Origin of the sequence: Shumkonia mesophila, assembly GCF_026163695.1 — a bacterium.
Classification (GTDB): domain Bacteria; phylum Pseudomonadota; class Alphaproteobacteria; order Rhodospirillales; family Shumkoniaceae; genus Shumkonia; species Shumkonia mesophila.
This window is the reverse complement of sequence record NZ_JAOTID010000003.1, coordinates 1-17,049: the sequence shown is the minus strand read 5'-3', so window position 1 is coordinate 17,049 and position 17,049 is coordinate 1. Positions and strand designations below refer to the sequence as shown.

Here is a 17,049-nt window from a genome sequence, read left to right as displayed (position 1 = left end):
TCATCGTCTCTCTCCGCGGGAGCCGAGCCGCATCTGGATCAGCGTAAGGATGAACAGCACCGTGCCGAGCAGGATGGACGCCGCGGCGGCCAGTCCGAAGTTGTGAACCTGGGTGGCAAACGCCGTTTCGTAGATGTAGTGGACGATGAGCTGGGTGGCGGTCCCCGGTCCGCCGCCGGTCAGCACGAACACCTCGTCGAACGTCTGCACCGACTTGATGAGCGACAGCACCAGGACAACCAACATGGTCGGCCACAATAGCGGCATGGTGATGCGTCGGAAGGTCCGCCAGCGAGAGGTTCCGTCCATCTCGGCCGCCTCGTAAAGGTCCGCGGGGATCGACTGCAGTCCAGCCAGGAGGATGAGGGTGTAGAAGCCCATGTGGGCCCACGTCGATACGAAGATGATCCAGAACATCGCCCACTGCGGCTCGGCAAGGAACAGCACCCGATCGCCCCCGAAGGCGGCAATCACGGCGTTCAGCACACCGTCACGCTGCAGGATCCATTTCCAGATCAGGGCGACGACCACTGGCGACAGCAGGACAGGATAGAAGAAGACGCTGCGGAAGAAGCCACGGGCGACGATGCGTCGGTTGAGAATGACCGCCGTAAGGAGCGACAGGCCGACCATCGCCACAACCTGGAAGGCCACGAAAAAGATCGTGTTGTAGACGCCCCGCCAGAACCGGTCCTCGCGGCAGGTGAACGGGCTGAGATGGTTCTCGCAGTCGAGCAGATAGCCATACTGGTCGGCGCCCACGAAGGGCCGGTCTTCGGGAAACAGGGCGGTTCCACCCGTCACCGAGTAGTAGAAGTTGATGAAGAGCGGGACGACGACGAAGGTACCGAAGATCAGGAGATTCGGCAGCACGAACACGTAGGGCATGCGGCCCTGGCCGATCAGCCGCTGGACCCCCCGCATCGGATATTCGAGGGCCCGCATGGCTACTTCCCACGGCAGCCGCAACAGGCCTTCGGCCCTATTCCCCCGCAATTCGCCGTCACCCGCAGAGCGTTTCATGACGTCCTTGATGTCCGCGGTGCCAAAATCCCGACCGGCCGTCGCCACGGCTTCGGCGGGGCGGGAGCGACGAATCCGCCCCACCCCGCATTCGACCGGAACCTACTTCTTGTTGCGTTGCTGTTCGGCCATCTGGGCTTCGATGTCCTGGGTGATCCGCGCGTAGGCGTCATCGAGCGTCAACTCGCCGACCACGGCTTGCCCCAAGCGGCTGATGACGGCGTTGAAGATAACGCGGTTGTACGGATAGCCCTGAAGCGCGGAAGCCACCGGCGACAGGTTGGGGACATGCCCGGTGAACACCGACAGGGCGTCCTTGGCAAGCCTGAGGTCCGTTTTGAAGTCGACCCCCTTCTTCACGACGCCCATATGGGCAGGCAGGATCAGCGTGCGGGCCGAGAATTCGGTGATCACCGGCTCGCTGGCCAAATACTCCATGACCTTGGCCACTTCCTTGGGATGCTTGGTCTGCTTCAAGGCGACCGTGCCGGCGCCACCCGGCATGCCGGTGCAGGCGGCGGGGCCGCAGGGTTGCGGTACCGCAACCCAGTCGAAGGCATCGCCGATCTGCTTGGCGAACTGCGAGATCTGCCAGCTACCGCTCATGTACATGACGACCTGGGCGTTGGCGAACTCCTCGTTGGCGCCCCGGTAGGCCGAGCCGCTGACGCCGCCCCACAGTTCCTTGCCCATGGTGCCGTCGTCGTGCCACTTCTTGATGCGCGAGGCCATCGCCTTGAAGCCGTCGTCGATGACCGCCGGGGCGCCCTTGTCGTTGAGGAATTTAGCGCCCATGCTGATGGCACCGCCGGCGAAACGATGGCCGGAACGGTCCATGGCGATGGGAAACGGGATCTTGAGCTTCTTGGCGACGGCCACGGTGGCGGTGGCCCAATCGTCCCACGTCGCCTTGGCGCCGGGAATGGCGACGCCGGCTTGGTCGAACAGCGTCTTGTTGATGAACGGGCCGGTCATCGTCAACTGGTTCTGGATGCCGTAGATCCCCTTGGTGTCGCCCGACTGGCGGTACCATTGCAGATAGGGGCCGAAGCTGGCACGCCAGTATTCGGGATCCTTGAGATAGGGCGTGAGGTCGAGATAGTACCTAGAAAGCCCGCCAAGATCGGTGACGCGGGCAATGTCGGGGCCCTGGCCTGCGGCGAGTTGAACCGGCAGGCTTTCCAGGATCGCCTTGTAGGCCACGTTGTCGACGATGATCTTGATGTCCGGATTCTGCTGCTCGAACCGATTGAGAAGATCGCGGACGACCTCCCCCTCGTTGCCGTCCGAGTACCACATCATGCGCAACTCGACCGCGGCGCCCGCCGGGGCCGTCCATGCCAAAACTGCGACTGCGGCGCTTGCGAATAGTCCTTTCACCCCGTAGGTATCCATGTGTCATGTCTCCCAGGTTGAGTGCTCGTTCGGGATGGGAAACCCTCATCCCGAGGCTTATCGCCCGTGCGACTGCCTCAAATCGGTCATAAAAAGTTCACATTCGAACATAAGCCGCCCTTCGTTTGCGCGTTTTCTTACACATTTATACTTCGAAACGGTTCGGCGCAACAATCGCGGGAGCCACTCTGCGCCCACCCCGCCAGGAATGCGACGCGAAGTCCGCAGCGTTTTCGACTTCGAAAGTATATGCCCGGTCGTCCCCCCCCCCCCGATGGGCGAGGATCAACAGGTCCGGCGCGACGGCCGGCCGAACTGTTGGGGGGGGGCACTGGCAGCGCGTCGCCCTGGCCCGCTGCTGCTGCTCCGTGCCCGCGCGGTCGATTGCATGTTGTCTGACCACAGCTAATCAATGGCAAGGAGGCGGTCGACCTGGCTACGGCCCGGAATACCACTGCGGCCTCCGAAGCGCGTGCATTTGAGAGCTGCCGCCGCGCCGGCGAACCGCACGGCGTCCATCTCCGTCCGTCTCTCGGCCAACGCAACGGCAAACGCCCCATGAAAAACGTCACCCGCCCCGGTCGTGTCGATCGCTTCAACGCGAAAGCCAGGGACCAATTGGATCACTCCATCTTCTATCACCATGCAGCCGTCGGCACCGAGGGTGACGCACAGCCACCCTTCAAGCCGCTGCTCCGCAATGCATAGCCCCGTTTCCGGATCGGCCACGCCGCTGAACTGCTGCAGGCCGCCCTGCGAAAAGGCGACATGACTGGCCAGGGGTGCCAAGCCTTTCACTGCGGCATCCGGCGTGGTATCGCCATCGAGCACGGCGATCCGGCCGTCCGCCCGGGCCCGCCGGAGAACGGCTTCGGCCCCGGCCGGCCAGCGGCAGTCGCAGAGCACCGCGTCGGCCTCTTTCACGCCGGCCAGGGGAAGCCACGCCGGGTCAGTGTCCAGCGCGGGGTCGGCGAAATTGATGGTCAGGCGTTCGCCGGCGGCATCCACCACCACCGCCGACAGCCCGGAACGCGCTCCGGCCACCCGCCGAACCTGCCCGGCATCGACGCCGAAGCCGGCCAATTCGGCAATGATCCGATCGCCCGTGCCATCCTCGCCGACGCGCGCCCACAACGCCGTGTCGGCGCCCATGGCTGCCGCCGCCACCGCCGCCGTCGAGGCCGGGCCGCCGCCGATGGAGCGGTAATCGCTGGCGAAATACTTGCCCGGCCGGGCCGGGATCTCGGCCACCGCGAAGATCTCGTCCAGCACCGCGATCCCCACGCAGATGATCGAAACCATCCCCTTACCCTTCCTGCTGCCGCCCGGGCCGACGGCCATCATACGCCGGATGCCGTTCACCGTCGCCGATCGGGATTTTGACGTTTGCCGAACATCGGAGTAGGTTTTGCCTCAGCCATTCAGGGAGCGCCCGAAACCCCACGATGCCCGTTCCGCTTACCGCCGTTCGATGGTCCGACGGATGAAGGGACGTCAACGCCGAGACGCCATTTTCGAGATCGTGCGGCGCCGCGGCTTCGTCGTGGTCGAGGCGCTGGCCGAGCACTTCGACGTCTCGACGCAGACCATCCGGCGCGACATCCAGCAGTTGAGCGACGCCAACCTGCTGGTCCGCCACCATGGCGGCGCCGGCCTGCCGTCGAGCATCGTCAAGACCGACTACGCCGCCAAGCGGGTGGCTTCCCTGGCCGAGAAGGAGGCCATCGCCGAGGCCGTCGCCACCTACCTGCCGGACAACGTCTCGCTGTTCCTCAGCATCGGCACGACGACCGAGATGGTGGCCCGCGCCCTGCTCAAGCGCCACCGTCTCAAGATCATCACCAACAACCTGCACGCCGCCGAGATCCTGCACGCCGAGGCCGAATTCGACGTGTCGGTGGCGGGTGGAACAATCCGGCCCCACAACGGCGGCATCGTCGGCCCCCAGGCGACGCAATTCGTCGAGCAGCACCGCGCTGACTATGCAGTCGTCGGCATCGGTGCGGTCGATCCGGACGGCACGCTTCTCGATTTCTATCCCGACGAGGTCAGCGTCGCGCAGGCGATGATGCGCAATGGCCGTCAGGTGCTGCTGGTCGCCGATCATACCAAGTTCTCCCGCACCGCCACGGTCGCCCAAGGGTCGATCACCGACGTGTCGGCAGTGTTCACCGACAGCGCGCCACCGGCGCCGATCGCCGGGCTGCTCGACGAAAAGGGCATCGAGGTCGTTCTCTGCCCCGCTGCGCGGTTGTGATCGCGACAACGGCTCCGACCGCCGCCGCCATAATCCCGCGTAGCCGATGCGATGAGACCTACCAATTCTCGTATCCCCACTAAAAATGTCCATATACGAAAATTTTATTGTACATTAATGTTGAAATTCGTACAATTATCGGTCTGAGGCTACTGAAAAGACGCAATGAGGCGCAAAGGGTAGCTGCGGCAGGGAATGGGCTTTCGTAGCCGACCTTCGGTCGGCAGGAGTGACGATATGCACCTTTCGGCGGGGAAGCTGTGGTCATTGCGACGCCTCGCCGATGCCAGCGGCCGCTTCAAGATGGTGGCCGTCGACCAGCGCCCCCCGATCATGGACCTCATCAAGCGGCGCAAGAACGTCGCCGGTGCCAGCTACGAGGACGTGGCCGCCGTCAAGGAAGCCCTGACCCGCAATCTGGCCGCCGACTGTTCGGCGATCCTTCTTGACCCCATCTGGGCCTATTCCTCATCGATCGCCCACGTCCGCCCCGGGCAGGGCCTGCTGCTGACGCTCGAGGACCACGAGTTCGTGGAAACCCCGGGCGGGCGCATTTCGCGCGAAATCGCCGACTGGAGCGTCGCCAAGATCAAGCGGATCGGCGCCGACGGCGTCAAGCTGCTGGCCTGGTACCGCCCCGATGCCGATCCCAAGATCTGCCGGTGCCAGCAGGATCTGGTCGAAAGAGTCGGCCGGGCCTGTGTCGAGCAGGACATCTGTTTCCTTCTCGAACTGCTGGTCTATCCCCTGCCCGGCGAGCACGGCCAGACCAGGGACTACATCGAACATTCCGCCAAGCGGCCCGAATTGGTCGTCGAATCGCTGCGCACCTTCACCGACCCGCGCTTCGGCGTCGACATCTTCAAGCTCGAAAGCCCGCTTGCCGCCACCCATGTCCCCGACCCCGAATCCGCCGAGGCCGCGGCCTGCCAGCGGTGGTTCGACGAACTGAGCCAGGCGACCACGCGGCCCTGGGTGATGCTGAGCGCCGGCGCCGACATGAAGGCCTTCCGGCGCATCCTCACCTATGCCTACCGGGCCGGCGCCAACGGGTATCTGGCGGGACGGGCGATCTGGTGGGCGGCGGCCCAGATGTTTCCCGACCTGCGCTCGATGGACCAGGCCCTGAAGGCGGACGCCCTTTCCTACATGCACGACATCAACCGCCTGACCGACCAGCGCGCGACCCCCTGGCAGAACCATCCGGCCTTCCTCACCGAGGCGTCTCTGTTCGGGGCCGGCCCGCAGTTTCCGGCCAACTACGGAATGGCCCTCCCATCATGACCCTGCTCACCCCCCGCATCGGGCTCGTCGTCCTGGCCAGGCCCCAGTTCGATACTGTCTTCGCCCAGGAAATGGTAGAGCGCGCCTGGCGCCGGCTGCAGGGGCTGGAGGCCGAGTTCGTCGGCGCACCCGACCTGCTGTTCGACGCCGATGCCGTCCGGGGCCGCTTGGCCGAGTTGACGCGCGGGCCGCTAGATCTTCTGCTCGTCCTCCAGGCAACCTTCACCGACGCCACCATGACGGTGGCGCTGGCCGAGGCCATCGACGCGCCCCTCTTCCTGTGGTCGTTCCCCGAACCCCGCACCGGCGGTCGCCTGCGCCTCAACGCCATCTGTGGCGTCAACCTGGCGGCCCATGCCCTGGGCCGAGCCGGCCGCCCCTACGACTATGTCAACGCCGAGCCCGACGACCCCGCCGCCCTTGCCGAGATCGACGCCGCGGCCAGGGCCGGCGCCGTGCGGCGCAAGCTGGCCGATACGCGCATCGGCGTCATCGGCCTGCATCCCGCCGGCTTCGATTCCTGCCGGTACGATGCGGCCTCGCTCAAATCCCTCTTCGGCGTGGCGGTGGAACCGATCGACCTCGCGGCCTTCTTCGGGCGCGCCCGCGAAGTGACCGATACCGACATCCAGGCGATTCGCGACCGCGTCGCCTCGGAAATCGACGGCCTCGACGGCCTCGACCAGGACGCCCTGGCCAAGAGCCTCCGTGTGTACGCGGCCCTGCGGCGCACCGCCGATGAGGGAAAGTTCGCCGGCCTCGCCGTGCGCTGCTGGCCGGAATTCTTCACCGAGCTGGGCGGCGCGGCCTGCGGCCCCATGGGCATGATGGGCGAGGACGGCACGCCCTGCGGCTGCGAGGCCGACGTCCTGGGCACCCTCTCGACCCTTATCCTGCGTTGGCTTTCCGACGCGCCCGCCTTCAACTCGGACCTGGTCGACGTCGACGCCACCGACGACACGGCTGTGTTCTGGCATTGCGGGCAGGCCCCGGTGTCGATGGCCGACCTGGATGGCCCGAGGCGGGCGACCGTCCATTCCAACCGCCGGCTGCCGCTGCTTTATGAATTCGCCTTCAAGCCCGGGCGCATCACCCTGGCCCGCCTCAGCCAGTCGAAGAACCAGCTCCGCCTGGTGGTCGGCGGCGGCGAGGTGTTGAAGCGCCCGATCAGCTTCTCGGGGACGTCGGGCGTGGTGCGGTTCGACCGGCCGGCCCGCCAAGTCATGGATGCCGTTATCGGCGAAGGGCTGGAACACCATATGTCCTTGGCCTATGGCGATCACCGGCCGGCCCTGCGCCGGCTGGCGCGGATGCTGGACATTCCGGCCCTGGAGCTGACCTAGCCGGAACGGGAGGTAGGGGAGCAGGAGCGGATGGCGGGCGTAGAGCTTCGCAAGGTCGCCAAGCGCTTCGGCGACGTCGAAGTCGTCCACGGCATCGATCTGGTGGTCCGGCACAACGAGTTCGTCGTGCTGGTCGGCCCGTCGGGATGCGGCAAGAGCACCGTGCTGCGGATGATCGCCGGCCTCGAGGACATCACCTCGGGCGAGATCGTCATCGGCGAGAAGGTGATCAACGAGCTGGCGCCGAAGGACCGGGACATCGCCATGGTGTTCCAGGACTACGCGCTCTACCCCCACCTGACGGTCTACAAGAATATGTCGTTCGGCCTGGAGATGCAGAAGCTGCCGGCCGCCGAGATCCGCGAGCGGGTCGAATCGGCGGCCCGGATTCTTAACATTACCGAGTTTCTGGAGCGCAAGCCGCGCCAGCTTTCCGGCGGCCAGCGCCAGCGCGTCGCCATGGGCCGAGCCATCGTCAGGCGGCCCAACGTCTTCCTGTTCGACGAACCGCTGTCCAACCTCGATGCCAAGCTGCGCACCCAGATGCGCACCGAGATCAAGAAGCTGCACGAGACGGTCAAGACGACGGTGATCTATGTGACCCATGACCAGGTCGAGGCCATGACCCTGGCCGAGCGCATCGTCGTCATGCGCGACGGTTACGTCCGCCAGATCGGCTCTCCGGACGAAGTCTACAACCGCCCCAACTCGATCTTCGTCGCCGGCTTCATCGGCGCCCCGACGATGAATTTCATCGCCTGCCGGCTGGCCGAAGGGCCACGGGGATTGAGCCTGACGCTGAAGGACGGCACCGCGCTCCTCATTCCCGCCCACCATGCCGAACGATACGGCGCCTGCAAGGACCGCGATCTCGTTCTGGGGCTGCGCCCCGAGGTCTTCCGCCAGGACGACACGCCAGGCGCCGGCGGCGCCGCGACCCGCATCGCGCCCTCCATCGGCGTCATCGAGCCGCTGGGCTCGGACACCCTTTTCTTCTTCGATCTGGCGGGAACCGAGGTGGTGGCCCGCATGCCGCCGCTGGTCGGCCTCAAGCGCGGCGACAAGCTGCCCCTGGTCATCGACATGGGCAAGATGCACCTCTTCGATGCCGCCACCGAACAGGTGCTGTGAGGCGGGAATGGACACGGCAAATCCCCTGACCATTGCCAAGGAACGCCTCGCCGAGGGGGCCAGGATCCCAGTCGAGATCGTGGCCGACGACGCGGCCGTCATCGGCCGCTTCGCCGAGGACCTGCTGGCCGAATACGCCGCTGCCAAAGGGCGGGGCCGCGACAAGGTCGTCTTCATCCTGCCGGTCGGGCCGGTCGGCCAGTACGAAATGGTGGCCGATCGCTGCAACGCCGAGGGCATCAGCCTCGCCGATCTCGTCGTCATCAACATGGATGAGTATCTTACCGCCGACGGCCGGGGCTGGATCGCCGCCGACGACCCCTTGAGCTTCCGCCGGCACATGGATGCGCATTTCTACGGCCGGCTGCGCCCGGACCTGGCGCCGCCGCTTGAACAACGGCATTTCCCCAACCCGCGGGATGTCGCGGCGACCCCTCGCCTGATCGCGCGCCACGGCGGCACCGACGTCTGTTTCGGCGGCATCGGCATCACCGGCCATGTCGCCTTCAACGATCCGCCCGAGCCTGGGGAGGCCTGTTCGCCCGAAGCGTTCGCCGCCCTGCCCACCCGCGTCGTCACGCTGTCGCGGGAAACCCGCCTGATCAATTCCATCACCACGTCGCGCGGCAACGTCGAGCGCATCCCCGCCCTGGCGGTGACGGTCGGCATGCAGGAGATCCTGCAAAGCCGCAAGGTCCGCATCTACATGAACCGGTTCTGGCAATCTGCCATCGTGCGCAAGATCCTGCACGGTCCGGTCACCGCATCGGTTCCGGCGTCGCTGCTGCAGGGCCACGCCGACGTCCGTTTCGTCGTCGCCGATTTCGTCGCGGAACTGCCCGAACCGCAGTTGCGCTGAAGAGAGAGAAGAAAACCGCGTTTTCTGAACCGTCGATCGCCCCGCAAGGAGGAAGCACCTGGATGGTACGTTTCGGGCTGATCGGATATGGACTGTGGGGACGGCATCATGCGGCGGCCATCAAGGGCGCGCCGGGCGCCGAACTGGCCGCCATCGCCTGCGGGGACGGTGCCTCCGCCGCGGCTGCCCGGGAAGCCCACCCCGATGTTCCCCTCTACACCGACTATCGCCAGTTGCTGGCCCAATCCGACATCGACGCCGTCGACGTGGTCGTCCCCAACCATCTGCATTGCGAGATCGGCACCGCCGCGCTGGACGCCGGCAAGGACGTGCTGCTTGAAAAGCCGATGGCGCTCACGGTGGCTGAATGCGACCACCTGATCGCGGCGGCGAGGCGGAACGGCCGCGTGCTGACCATTGGCCACGAGTTCCGGCTGTCCAGCCAGTGGGGCGCCTTGAAGACAATCATCGAAGCGGGCGACATCGGCACGCCGCTTTACGCCAACGTCAGCCTGTTCCGCTTTCCCTATCGCCCCGGCAGCGGGTCCTGGCGCTACGAACCTGGAAAGGTCGGCTCGTGGACGCTGGAGGAGCCCGTCCACTTCTTCGATTCCCTGATGTGGTACTTCGAGGCCTGGGGCGATCCGGTTTCGGTGCTCTCGATCGGCAGTTCGAAAAGCCGCGACGCCGGCATGAGCGACAACTTCACCAGCATCGTCCGCTGGCCGGGCGCGCTTTATGCCGTCGTCACCCAGACGCTCGCCGGCTTCGAGCACCATCACGTCATGGAAATCGTCGGCACCGAGGGCTCCATCCGCACCTGGTGGTCCGGCACCATGGACCGGACCCGCGAACCGGCGTTCGAGATCAAGGTCCAGCGCAGGGGCCGGAAAGCGTGCGAAACCCTGAAGGTTGCCCCGTCCGGTGAACTATTCGAACTGGAGGAGGAACTGAGGCGGGCGGTAACGGCCTTCCGCGAGCGGAAGCCGATCGTCCCGGGCGAGGAGGCCCGCAAGCGCATCATCGTCTGCCTCGAAGCGGAGCGGTCTCTGATGGAGGGAACGGAACTGGCCTTGGCCTACTGAAGGCCCTCCGCGGCATCGTGCCCGCCAACGAAAAGAAGACGGCCCGCCGAATTCCCGGCCGGGTCGAAGAAGACAGAAACAGGAGAGGACACCATGACCCTGAAACGCATGACACCGATCGCCATCGGCGCCGCGTTCGCCATGGCACTCGGCCTTGGGACGACGGCGGCCCAGGCCCAGAAGAAGATTTCGATCCTGACCTGGAACATTCCCTACTTCGAGGAGGGGATGAACCAGTGGAAGGAAATGTTCAAGAAGACCCATCCCGACGTCACCGTCGAATGGCTGGACAAGAAGGGCACCGAATTCAGCACCTTCTATCAGACCCAGGTGGTCGCGGGAACCGCGCCGGACATCATCGACGTGCAGGGCGGCCTATGGCTGGAATACGCCTCCCAGGGCGGATTGCTCGACCTCACCCCCTATCTGAAGCGCGACAAGGCCTTCACCGACGGCCTCTATCCCGAGGTCGTGAACGGCTGGGTGTTCGAGGGCAAGAACTACGGCGTGCCCTTCTACATCTCCAAGACCCTGCTGTTCTACAACAAGCTGATGTTCAAGGAGGCCGGGCTGACCAATCCGCCCGCCACCTTCGACCAGCTGATGGATTACGCGGCCAAGATGACCAAGGGCGAGAAGTCGGGCTTCATGACGCTCAACTTCGACTGGCTCTATTGGCCGCTCTTCGCCGAGAACGGCATCGACCTTCTCACCCCCGACCTCAAGAAGGCCGCCTTCAACACGCCCAAGGCCGTGGCCCTGGTCGAAAAGCTGGCCAAGGCGACCAAGGACGGCGTCATCAACAAGATCAGCTGGACCGGCCGCTGGGTCGAACCGAACGGGGCATTCGCCGCCGGCACCATCGGCATGCTGAATGCCCACGCCCCCGCCTACCTGTGGTTCAAGAGCAAGGGCCCGTGGGTCAACGAGGACACCGTCGGCGCCGCCGATTTCCCCGGCAGATGGTCGACGCCCAACTCGCACGCGTTCCTCATCTCCAAGGGCACCAAGCACCCCGAGGAGGCGTGGGAATTCGTCAAGATGATCAGCAGCGGCGACGGCGCCTACGTCTTTGGAACCGGCTCCAACAACCTGACCGGCGACAAGGCCGCGAACAGTCGGCTGATGAAGTATTTCGCCGAGAAGATCCCGGTCGTCGTTCCGGTGCTGGAAACACAGTTGAAACACCTGGACAAGCTGACCGGCAACTGGCCGATCGCCAAGGACGCCCAGGTCAAGGAAGCTTTCTACCCCGAGCTGCAGGCGGCCCTGTTGGGCGACAAGAGCGCCAAGGAAGCGCTCGACGAGGCCGAGAAGAAGGTCAACCGCGTCCTCACTCGTCGCTGAGATGACGGCGCAAGCGTCGAGCCGAAGCGGGCGAGTGCCGGGCGTCCCGGCACTCTTCCCGCCTTCGGCGCCAGTCTAGGAAATGGGAAAATGGCTCTCGCCATTCGCAGGAAACGGACGCGCGAGCTTCTGCTGATCTGGTTCTTCCTCGCGCCGTCGCTGCTAATCTTTTTGCTCTACCGGATCATTCCGCTCCTGTGGAACGGCGTCCTGTCGTTCGAGTTCTGGTCGCCCTACAAGCCGGCCGAGTTCGCCGGCCTCTACCACTACGAGGAAATGCTCATCTACGACGACGTGTTCTGGCAGGCCTTCTGGAACACGGCGATCTTCATGGCCAGCGCGCCCATCGGCATTCTGATCGCGCTGATGGTGGCCATCCTGGTCGACACCCCGATCCGCGGCCGCAACGTCTATCGGACCATCGTCTTCATGTCGTATCCGGTGATGACGGTGGCCGTCGGCATCATCTGGCAGTGGCTCTACAACGAGAAGGTCGGCCTCTTCAATTACGTCCTGATGTCGCTGGGCATCGTCGAGCAGGGCATCCCGTTCCTGGAAACCGCCAGCTTGGCGCTGCCGGCGGTGATCGTCGCCTCGATCTGGCAGGTGCTGGGCTTCTACATGATCGTCCTGCTGACCGGCCTGCAGAACATCCAGCCCAGCCTCTATGAGGCGGCGGCCATCGATGGCGCCAACGCCTGGATGCGCTTCAGGCGCATCACCCTGCCGCTGTTGCGCCCGTCGATCTTCCTTTGCTTCGTCATCGGCATCATCAATTCGTTCACAAACTTCGACCTCATCTACGTGATGACCGACGGCGGCCCCAGCCACGCCACCGAACTGCTGGTCACCTACATCTATCGCGTGGCGTTCAAGCTGGCCAAGTTCGACTACGCGGCGGCGCTCACCATCGTCAATTTCCTGTTCTTCGTGTTCCTGGCCTGGCTGGCCAACCGGCTGTCCGGCGGCGAAGCCGGCGCCGTGGAAACAGGCTGAAGGAGGCCCCATGAACCGCTTCCCGAAATGGGTGATCCATCTGGGTCTCGGCATCATCTGCGCGGCCATGATGGTGCCCTTCTACTGGGTCCTGAAAACCAGCCTGACGGGGGAGAACATCTTCGCCTACCCGCCGGCCCTGATCCCTGAGAACCCGCACCTCTTCTATTACGTCGACGTGTGGTACTCGATCCCGTTCTTCCGCTACCTGGTCAACAGCGTCATCGTCTCGATCATCGTGGTGGTCGCCAACGTCGTGCTCAACGCCATGGCCGGCTTCGCGCTCACCCGCGAGTTCATGGGCAAGGGCGCCATCATCATGCTGTTTTTGAGCTGCATGATGATCCCCTTCCAGGTGACGATCATCCCGGCCTACCTGATCACCAAGGAGATCGGGCTCTTGAACAGCCACCTGGGCATGGCGTTGCCGCTCTGTTCCACCATCGTCTGCATCTTCGTGTTCAAGGCCAGCTTCGACGCCATTCCGAAATCGCTGATCGACGCGGCGCGCATCGACGGGGTGCCGGACTGGATGATCATCTTTCGGATCATGGTGCCGCTGTCGCAGTCGGCGATCGCCACCAACATCATCCTGGCCTTCATCTGGTCGTGGAACAACTTCCTGTGGCCGCTGATCATCATCCGCGACAACGACATGCAGACTCTGCCGCTCGGCCTGGCCCGCTTCCTTACCGTGGTCGAGGACTCCACGGGGGCGCTTTACGCCTTCTGCATCATGGTGCTGGTCCCCGGCCTCGTCATCTTCCTGCTGGCCCAGAAGCAGTTCATCGCCGGGCTGACGTCTGGCGCCGCCAAGGGATGAGGGACAAGCCATGAACTGGCGGGCGTTCCTTCTCAACCGCTACATCGTGACCTTCGGCTCCGTCGCCGCCGTCGCCCTGGCGTGGAACCTCTACATCGCCATGAACGACGACGGCATCATCAGGGGGCGGGTGGTCGATGCCGACGGCCATCTGGTCGCCGGAGCCACCGTCGTGCTGTCCGAACGGACCTTGCTGGTCACGGCGCCACGCGACCGCGTGACGACCGACGCTGATGGGCGTTTTACCTTCACCGGCCATCGCTTCCACCGCATCTGGCTGGAGGCGGGAAAACGGGGAGTCGGCACCTATCAGCAAACGGAATACCGCATGTACTTCAAGGGCCAGAACATCGTCGTGAAAAATCCGCTTCAGCTGGCGCCACCGGCCGGCGGCCAGCCGGGAAAGCCGTCATGACCGGCGCTTCCGCCGGCACCCTGGCGCGCGCCCTCGGGCTTGGCGACGACACCCGCCTGGTCATCGCCCATCAGGACGACGTTGGCATGTGCCATAGCGCCAACGCCGCTTTCGCCACGCTCGCCGGCAAGGGGTTCATCACCTGCGGCTCGGTGATGGTTCCCTGCCCGTGGTTCCGCGAGGTGGCGTCGATGGCCGAGGCCGATCCGACGCTCGACATCGGGGTTCACCTGACGCTCACCAGCGAGTGGGAGCATTACCGCTGGCGGCCGATCAGCACCGTCTCCCGCGCCTCCGGCCTGATCGACGGCGATGGTTTCATGTGGCGACGCATCCCCATGCTGCGCCAGCACGTCGTGGCCGAAGCCGCCGAGGCCGAGCTGCGCGCCCAGATCGACACCGCGCTGGCGGCCGGCATCCAGGTCACCCACCTCGACACCCATATGGGCGCCGCCCTGACCCCGGAACTGATCGACGTCTACCTCCGCCTTGGCCACGATTACGCCCTGCCGGTCCTCTTTCCGCGCGGCGCCAGCGGCTATATCGAGGCCCTCAACATGGGCCCGGTCGATCCGGCCGCCTACGAGGCAAGGCTCGCCGGCATCGAGGCAGCGGGCAATCCGGTCGTCGACCACGTGGCGATGACCCCCGGCGGGCCGTCGACGGAAAGCGACGGGGCCTATCGCCGCCTCGTCGCCGCGGTGCCGCCGGGCCTCAGCTTCCTGGCCTTCCACTGTTGCCAACCGGGCGACATCGAGGCCATCGTCCCGCCGCGCGCCCATTGGCGGACCGACGAGTTCCGGATGTTTCAGGATGCCGCATTCCTGGACTGGGTGGCCGGCGCCGGCATCCACCTGATCGGCTTTCGCGAAATCATGAGATTCATGAGGGCAAGCTGATTCCGGAGGTCCGGTCCCCTGCATTAGGCCGCCATTCCCGGTCCCCTCGGCGGGGCCTGGAGAATCTGGATGGCCGCCACGCCCAGCAACGATGCGCCCCCCCGGGAGCATGCCGGACACCTGCCGGACACGATAAAAAGGCTTAGCAGGGATTTGCTGCTAAGCCTTTGGGATGGTTGGTTGCGGGGGCTCGCAACCATCTTAAATTGCTGGTGTCAGCCATCACCTCCCATAGATCATCAGTCACTTAAAAAAGCGAAATAATTTGCGATCCATGATCTCAGAGCAGAGAAGCCGGTCCACTGGCCTAATCCTTGTGAGTTATTGAGATACGGTCACAAACTCAGTGGCTCTATGCCAGTCCGGGGCGACACAACGACGGCATCAACTCAATGCGGTACACGCCCTCTGAATGCGAGCACACGCATCCTTGAGAAGTTCGGTCGCGGTGGCGTAGCTAATGCGGAAATACGGCGACAGGCCGAACGCCGCGCCCTGTACCGCCGCAACGCCCACGGCGTCGAGGAGGTACGTCATAAAATCGCCGTCGGTCTCGATCTCCTTACCGTCGGGCGTTTTCTTGCCGATCACCCCTTCACACGACGGATAGACATAGAATGCGCCTTCGGGCGTGGCGCAACTCAATCCCTTCGCCTGATTGAGCATCGAGACAACGAGATCGCGACGCTCCCGGAAAATTGCGTTGTGCTTGGAGATAAAATCTTGGGGACCATTGAGGGCCGCGACTGCGGCCGCTTGTGAGATGGAGCTCGTGTGGCTCGTCGATTGCGACTGGATGTCATTTATGGCCTTGATAATGTCGGTTGGACCAGCCGCCCAGCCAACCCGCCAGCCGGTCATGCAATAGGCCTTCGATGCCCCGTTTAGCGTCAGCGTCCGCTCGTAGAGCCTGGGCTCGACCTCGGCAATGGTCGAGAACGCGAAGTTGTCATAGACGATCTTCTCATACATGTCGTCCGACAGGACCCAGACATGGGGATGCCTGAGCAGAACGTCGGCCACCGTCCGCAGGTCGGCCCGCGTGTAGGTGGCCCCCGACGGATTGGAGGGCGAGTTCAGGATCAGCCACTTGGTCCGCGGCGTGATGGCCCGCTCCAGGTCCTCCGCCTTCAGGCGGAAGCCGCTCCGCTTGGGACAGTCGACGATCACCGGCGTTCCCTCGGCGAGCATCACCATGTCGGGATAGGACACCCAGTAGGGGGCCGGGATAATGACTTCGTCACCCGGGTTCACCGTCGCCATCAGCGCGTTGTATATCGTCTGCTTGCCGCCGCAGCCGACGGTGATCTGTTCCGGCTTGTAGTCGAGGCCGTTATTGCGCTTGAACGCCGCGCAGATGGCCTTGCGCAGTTCGGGAGTGCCGGCCGGCGCTGTATACTTGGTCTCACCCCGCTTCATGGCTTGGTAGGCCGCCTCGATGATGTGGTCCGGCGTCGCGAAATCGGGTTCGCCGGTGCCGAGGCCGATGACGTCGCGGCCTGCCGCTTTCAGCTCGCGGGCTTTGGTGGCCGTGGCGATCGTTGGCGACGGCTTGATTCGACCGAGACGCGTGGCGAGGAAGGACATGATCGTTCCTTTCATTCAAACGTAAGGGTGATCTCGCTGCGGCGGCACGCCGCAGCAACGCCAATCTTCACGCCGAAACTTCCGGCCGCCTCAGATGCCGCCCGGCAGTCTCCAGCCGATGGTCTTGAGGTCGGCGAGCAGGCGGACCGACTTCTCGGCGTCGAGCGGTACCATGGGTGGACGCACTCGGGCCCATTCCTCGTCGCCCCAGAAGTGCGCGCAGATGCGCTTCAGCGCCGGCACCATCGGGTAGGCCTGGATGGTCTTGCGTACCGCGTCGATACGCGCCTGCAGGGCGTCCGCCCGGTCACTCTGCCAGTTGTCATAGACCTTGCGGATCTCCGCCGGGTTGGCGTTGCCCGTCGCCGTGATGCAGCCGGCGCCACCGGCCCGAAGGCCGCGCAACAGGAACAGTTCGGAGCCGGGGAACACCGAGAAGCCGGGGAACGCCTTGAGCACCGCCTCGGTGTTGTTCCAGTCGCCCGAACTGTCCTTGAGGCCGACGACCGTATCGGGATAGGCCTTGCACAGCATCTCGATCAACTTGAGGCTGATCCCCGTCACCGTCTGCGGCGGGATGTGGTAGAGGTACACCTGCAAGTCGG

16 protein-coding genes are annotated in these 17,049 nt (G+C 64.7%); 11 read left to right on the top strand and 5 right to left on the bottom strand.

Annotated features, from left to right (window positions below):
- The 3 genes from ODR01_RS06765 to ODR01_RS06755 form a co-directional block, all read right to left on the bottom strand.
- Positions 1-945: a carbohydrate ABC transporter permease gene (locus ODR01_RS06765; protein ID WP_316976865.1), complete on the bottom strand. Its 945-nt coding sequence runs from the start codon at positions 943-945 to the stop codon at positions 1-3.
- A 180-nt stretch (positions 946-1,125) separates the two neighbouring features.
- Complete coding sequence (locus tag ODR01_RS06760) at positions 1,126-2,418, bottom strand: ABC transporter substrate-binding protein (protein ID WP_316976864.1); 1,293 nt, start codon at positions 2,416-2,418, stop codon at positions 1,126-1,128.
- Positions 2,419-2,823: 405 nt separating this feature from the next.
- The gene (locus tag ODR01_RS06755) at positions 2,824-3,720 is read right to left on the bottom strand and encodes a PfkB family carbohydrate kinase (protein WP_316976863.1); all 897 of its coding nucleotides are present in this window, start codon (positions 3,718-3,720) and stop codon (positions 2,824-2,826) included.
- A 181-nt stretch (positions 3,721-3,901) separates the two neighbouring features.
- Between ODR01_RS06755 and ODR01_RS06750 the strand changes: the two genes are divergently transcribed.
- The 11 genes from ODR01_RS06750 (at position 3,902) to ODR01_RS06700 (ending at position 14,857) form a co-directional block, all read left to right on the top strand.
- Positions 3,902-4,675, top strand: coding sequence for a DeoR/GlpR family DNA-binding transcription regulator (locus ODR01_RS06750; protein ID WP_316976862.1), 774 nt, complete (start codon positions 3,902-3,904; stop codon positions 4,673-4,675).
- A gap of 237 nt (positions 4,676-4,912) precedes the next feature.
- Positions 4,913-5,959 carry a tagatose 1,6-diphosphate aldolase gene (locus tag ODR01_RS06745; protein ID WP_316976861.1) on the top strand — a complete coding sequence of 349 codons (1,047 nt, stop codon included), beginning with the start codon at positions 4,913-4,915 and terminating at the stop codon, positions 5,957-5,959.
- The gene (locus ODR01_RS06740; protein ID WP_316976860.1) at positions 5,956-7,302 is read left to right on the top strand and encodes an L-fucose/L-arabinose isomerase family protein; all 1,347 of its coding nucleotides are present in this window, start codon (positions 5,956-5,958) and stop codon (positions 7,300-7,302) included. The genes ODR01_RS06745 and ODR01_RS06740 overlap by 4 nt, the downstream gene beginning before the upstream one ends.
- Before the next feature lie 30 nt (positions 7,303-7,332).
- Positions 7,333-8,433: an ABC transporter ATP-binding protein gene (locus ODR01_RS06735; RefSeq protein ID WP_316976859.1), complete on the top strand. Its 1,101-nt coding sequence runs from the start codon at positions 7,333-7,335 to the stop codon at positions 8,431-8,433.
- A gap of 7 nt (positions 8,434-8,440) precedes the next feature.
- Complete coding sequence (locus tag ODR01_RS06730; protein ID WP_316976858.1) at positions 8,441-9,292, top strand: sugar phosphate isomerase family; 852 nt, start codon at positions 8,441-8,443, stop codon at positions 9,290-9,292.
- Positions 9,293-9,354: 62 nt separating this feature from the next.
- Complete coding sequence (locus tag ODR01_RS06725) at positions 9,355-10,377, top strand: Gfo/Idh/MocA family protein (protein ID WP_316976857.1); 1,023 nt, start codon at positions 9,355-9,357, stop codon at positions 10,375-10,377.
- 93 nt (positions 10,378-10,470) lie between these two features.
- A complete protein-coding gene (locus ODR01_RS06720) occupies positions 10,471-11,724 on the top strand; it encodes an ABC transporter substrate-binding protein (RefSeq protein ID WP_316976856.1) in 1,254 nt (417 codons plus the stop codon).
- A gap of 90 nt (positions 11,725-11,814) precedes the next feature.
- Positions 11,815-12,720: a carbohydrate ABC transporter permease gene (locus tag ODR01_RS06715; protein ID WP_316976855.1), complete on the top strand. Its 906-nt coding sequence runs from the start codon at positions 11,815-11,817 to the stop codon at positions 12,718-12,720.
- 10 nt (positions 12,721-12,730) lie between these two features.
- A complete protein-coding gene (locus tag ODR01_RS06710) occupies positions 12,731-13,543 on the top strand; it encodes a carbohydrate ABC transporter permease (RefSeq protein WP_316976854.1) in 813 nt (270 codons plus the stop codon).
- Between the two features lie 10 nt (positions 13,544-13,553).
- Complete coding sequence (locus ODR01_RS06705) at positions 13,554-13,958, top strand: carboxypeptidase-like regulatory domain-containing protein (RefSeq protein WP_316976853.1); 405 nt, start codon at positions 13,554-13,556, stop codon at positions 13,956-13,958.
- Positions 13,955-14,857, top strand: a complete 903-nt coding sequence (locus ODR01_RS06700) for a polysaccharide deacetylase family protein (RefSeq protein WP_316976852.1) — start codon at positions 13,955-13,957, stop codon at positions 14,855-14,857. The genes ODR01_RS06705 and ODR01_RS06700 overlap by 4 nt, the downstream gene beginning before the upstream one ends.
- A 384-nt stretch (positions 14,858-15,241) precedes the next feature.
- On the opposite strand, the gene ODR01_RS06695 is transcribed toward ODR01_RS06700, so the two are convergent.
- Positions 15,242-16,444 carry a pyridoxal phosphate-dependent aminotransferase gene (locus ODR01_RS06695; RefSeq protein WP_316976851.1) on the bottom strand — a complete coding sequence of 401 codons (1,203 nt, stop codon included), beginning with the start codon at positions 16,442-16,444 and terminating at the stop codon, positions 15,242-15,244.
- A 90-nt stretch (positions 16,445-16,534) separates the two neighbouring features.
- On the bottom strand, positions 16,535-17,049 hold a 515-nt coding region (locus ODR01_RS06690; RefSeq protein WP_316976850.1), incomplete at its 5' end, for a dihydrodipicolinate synthase family protein.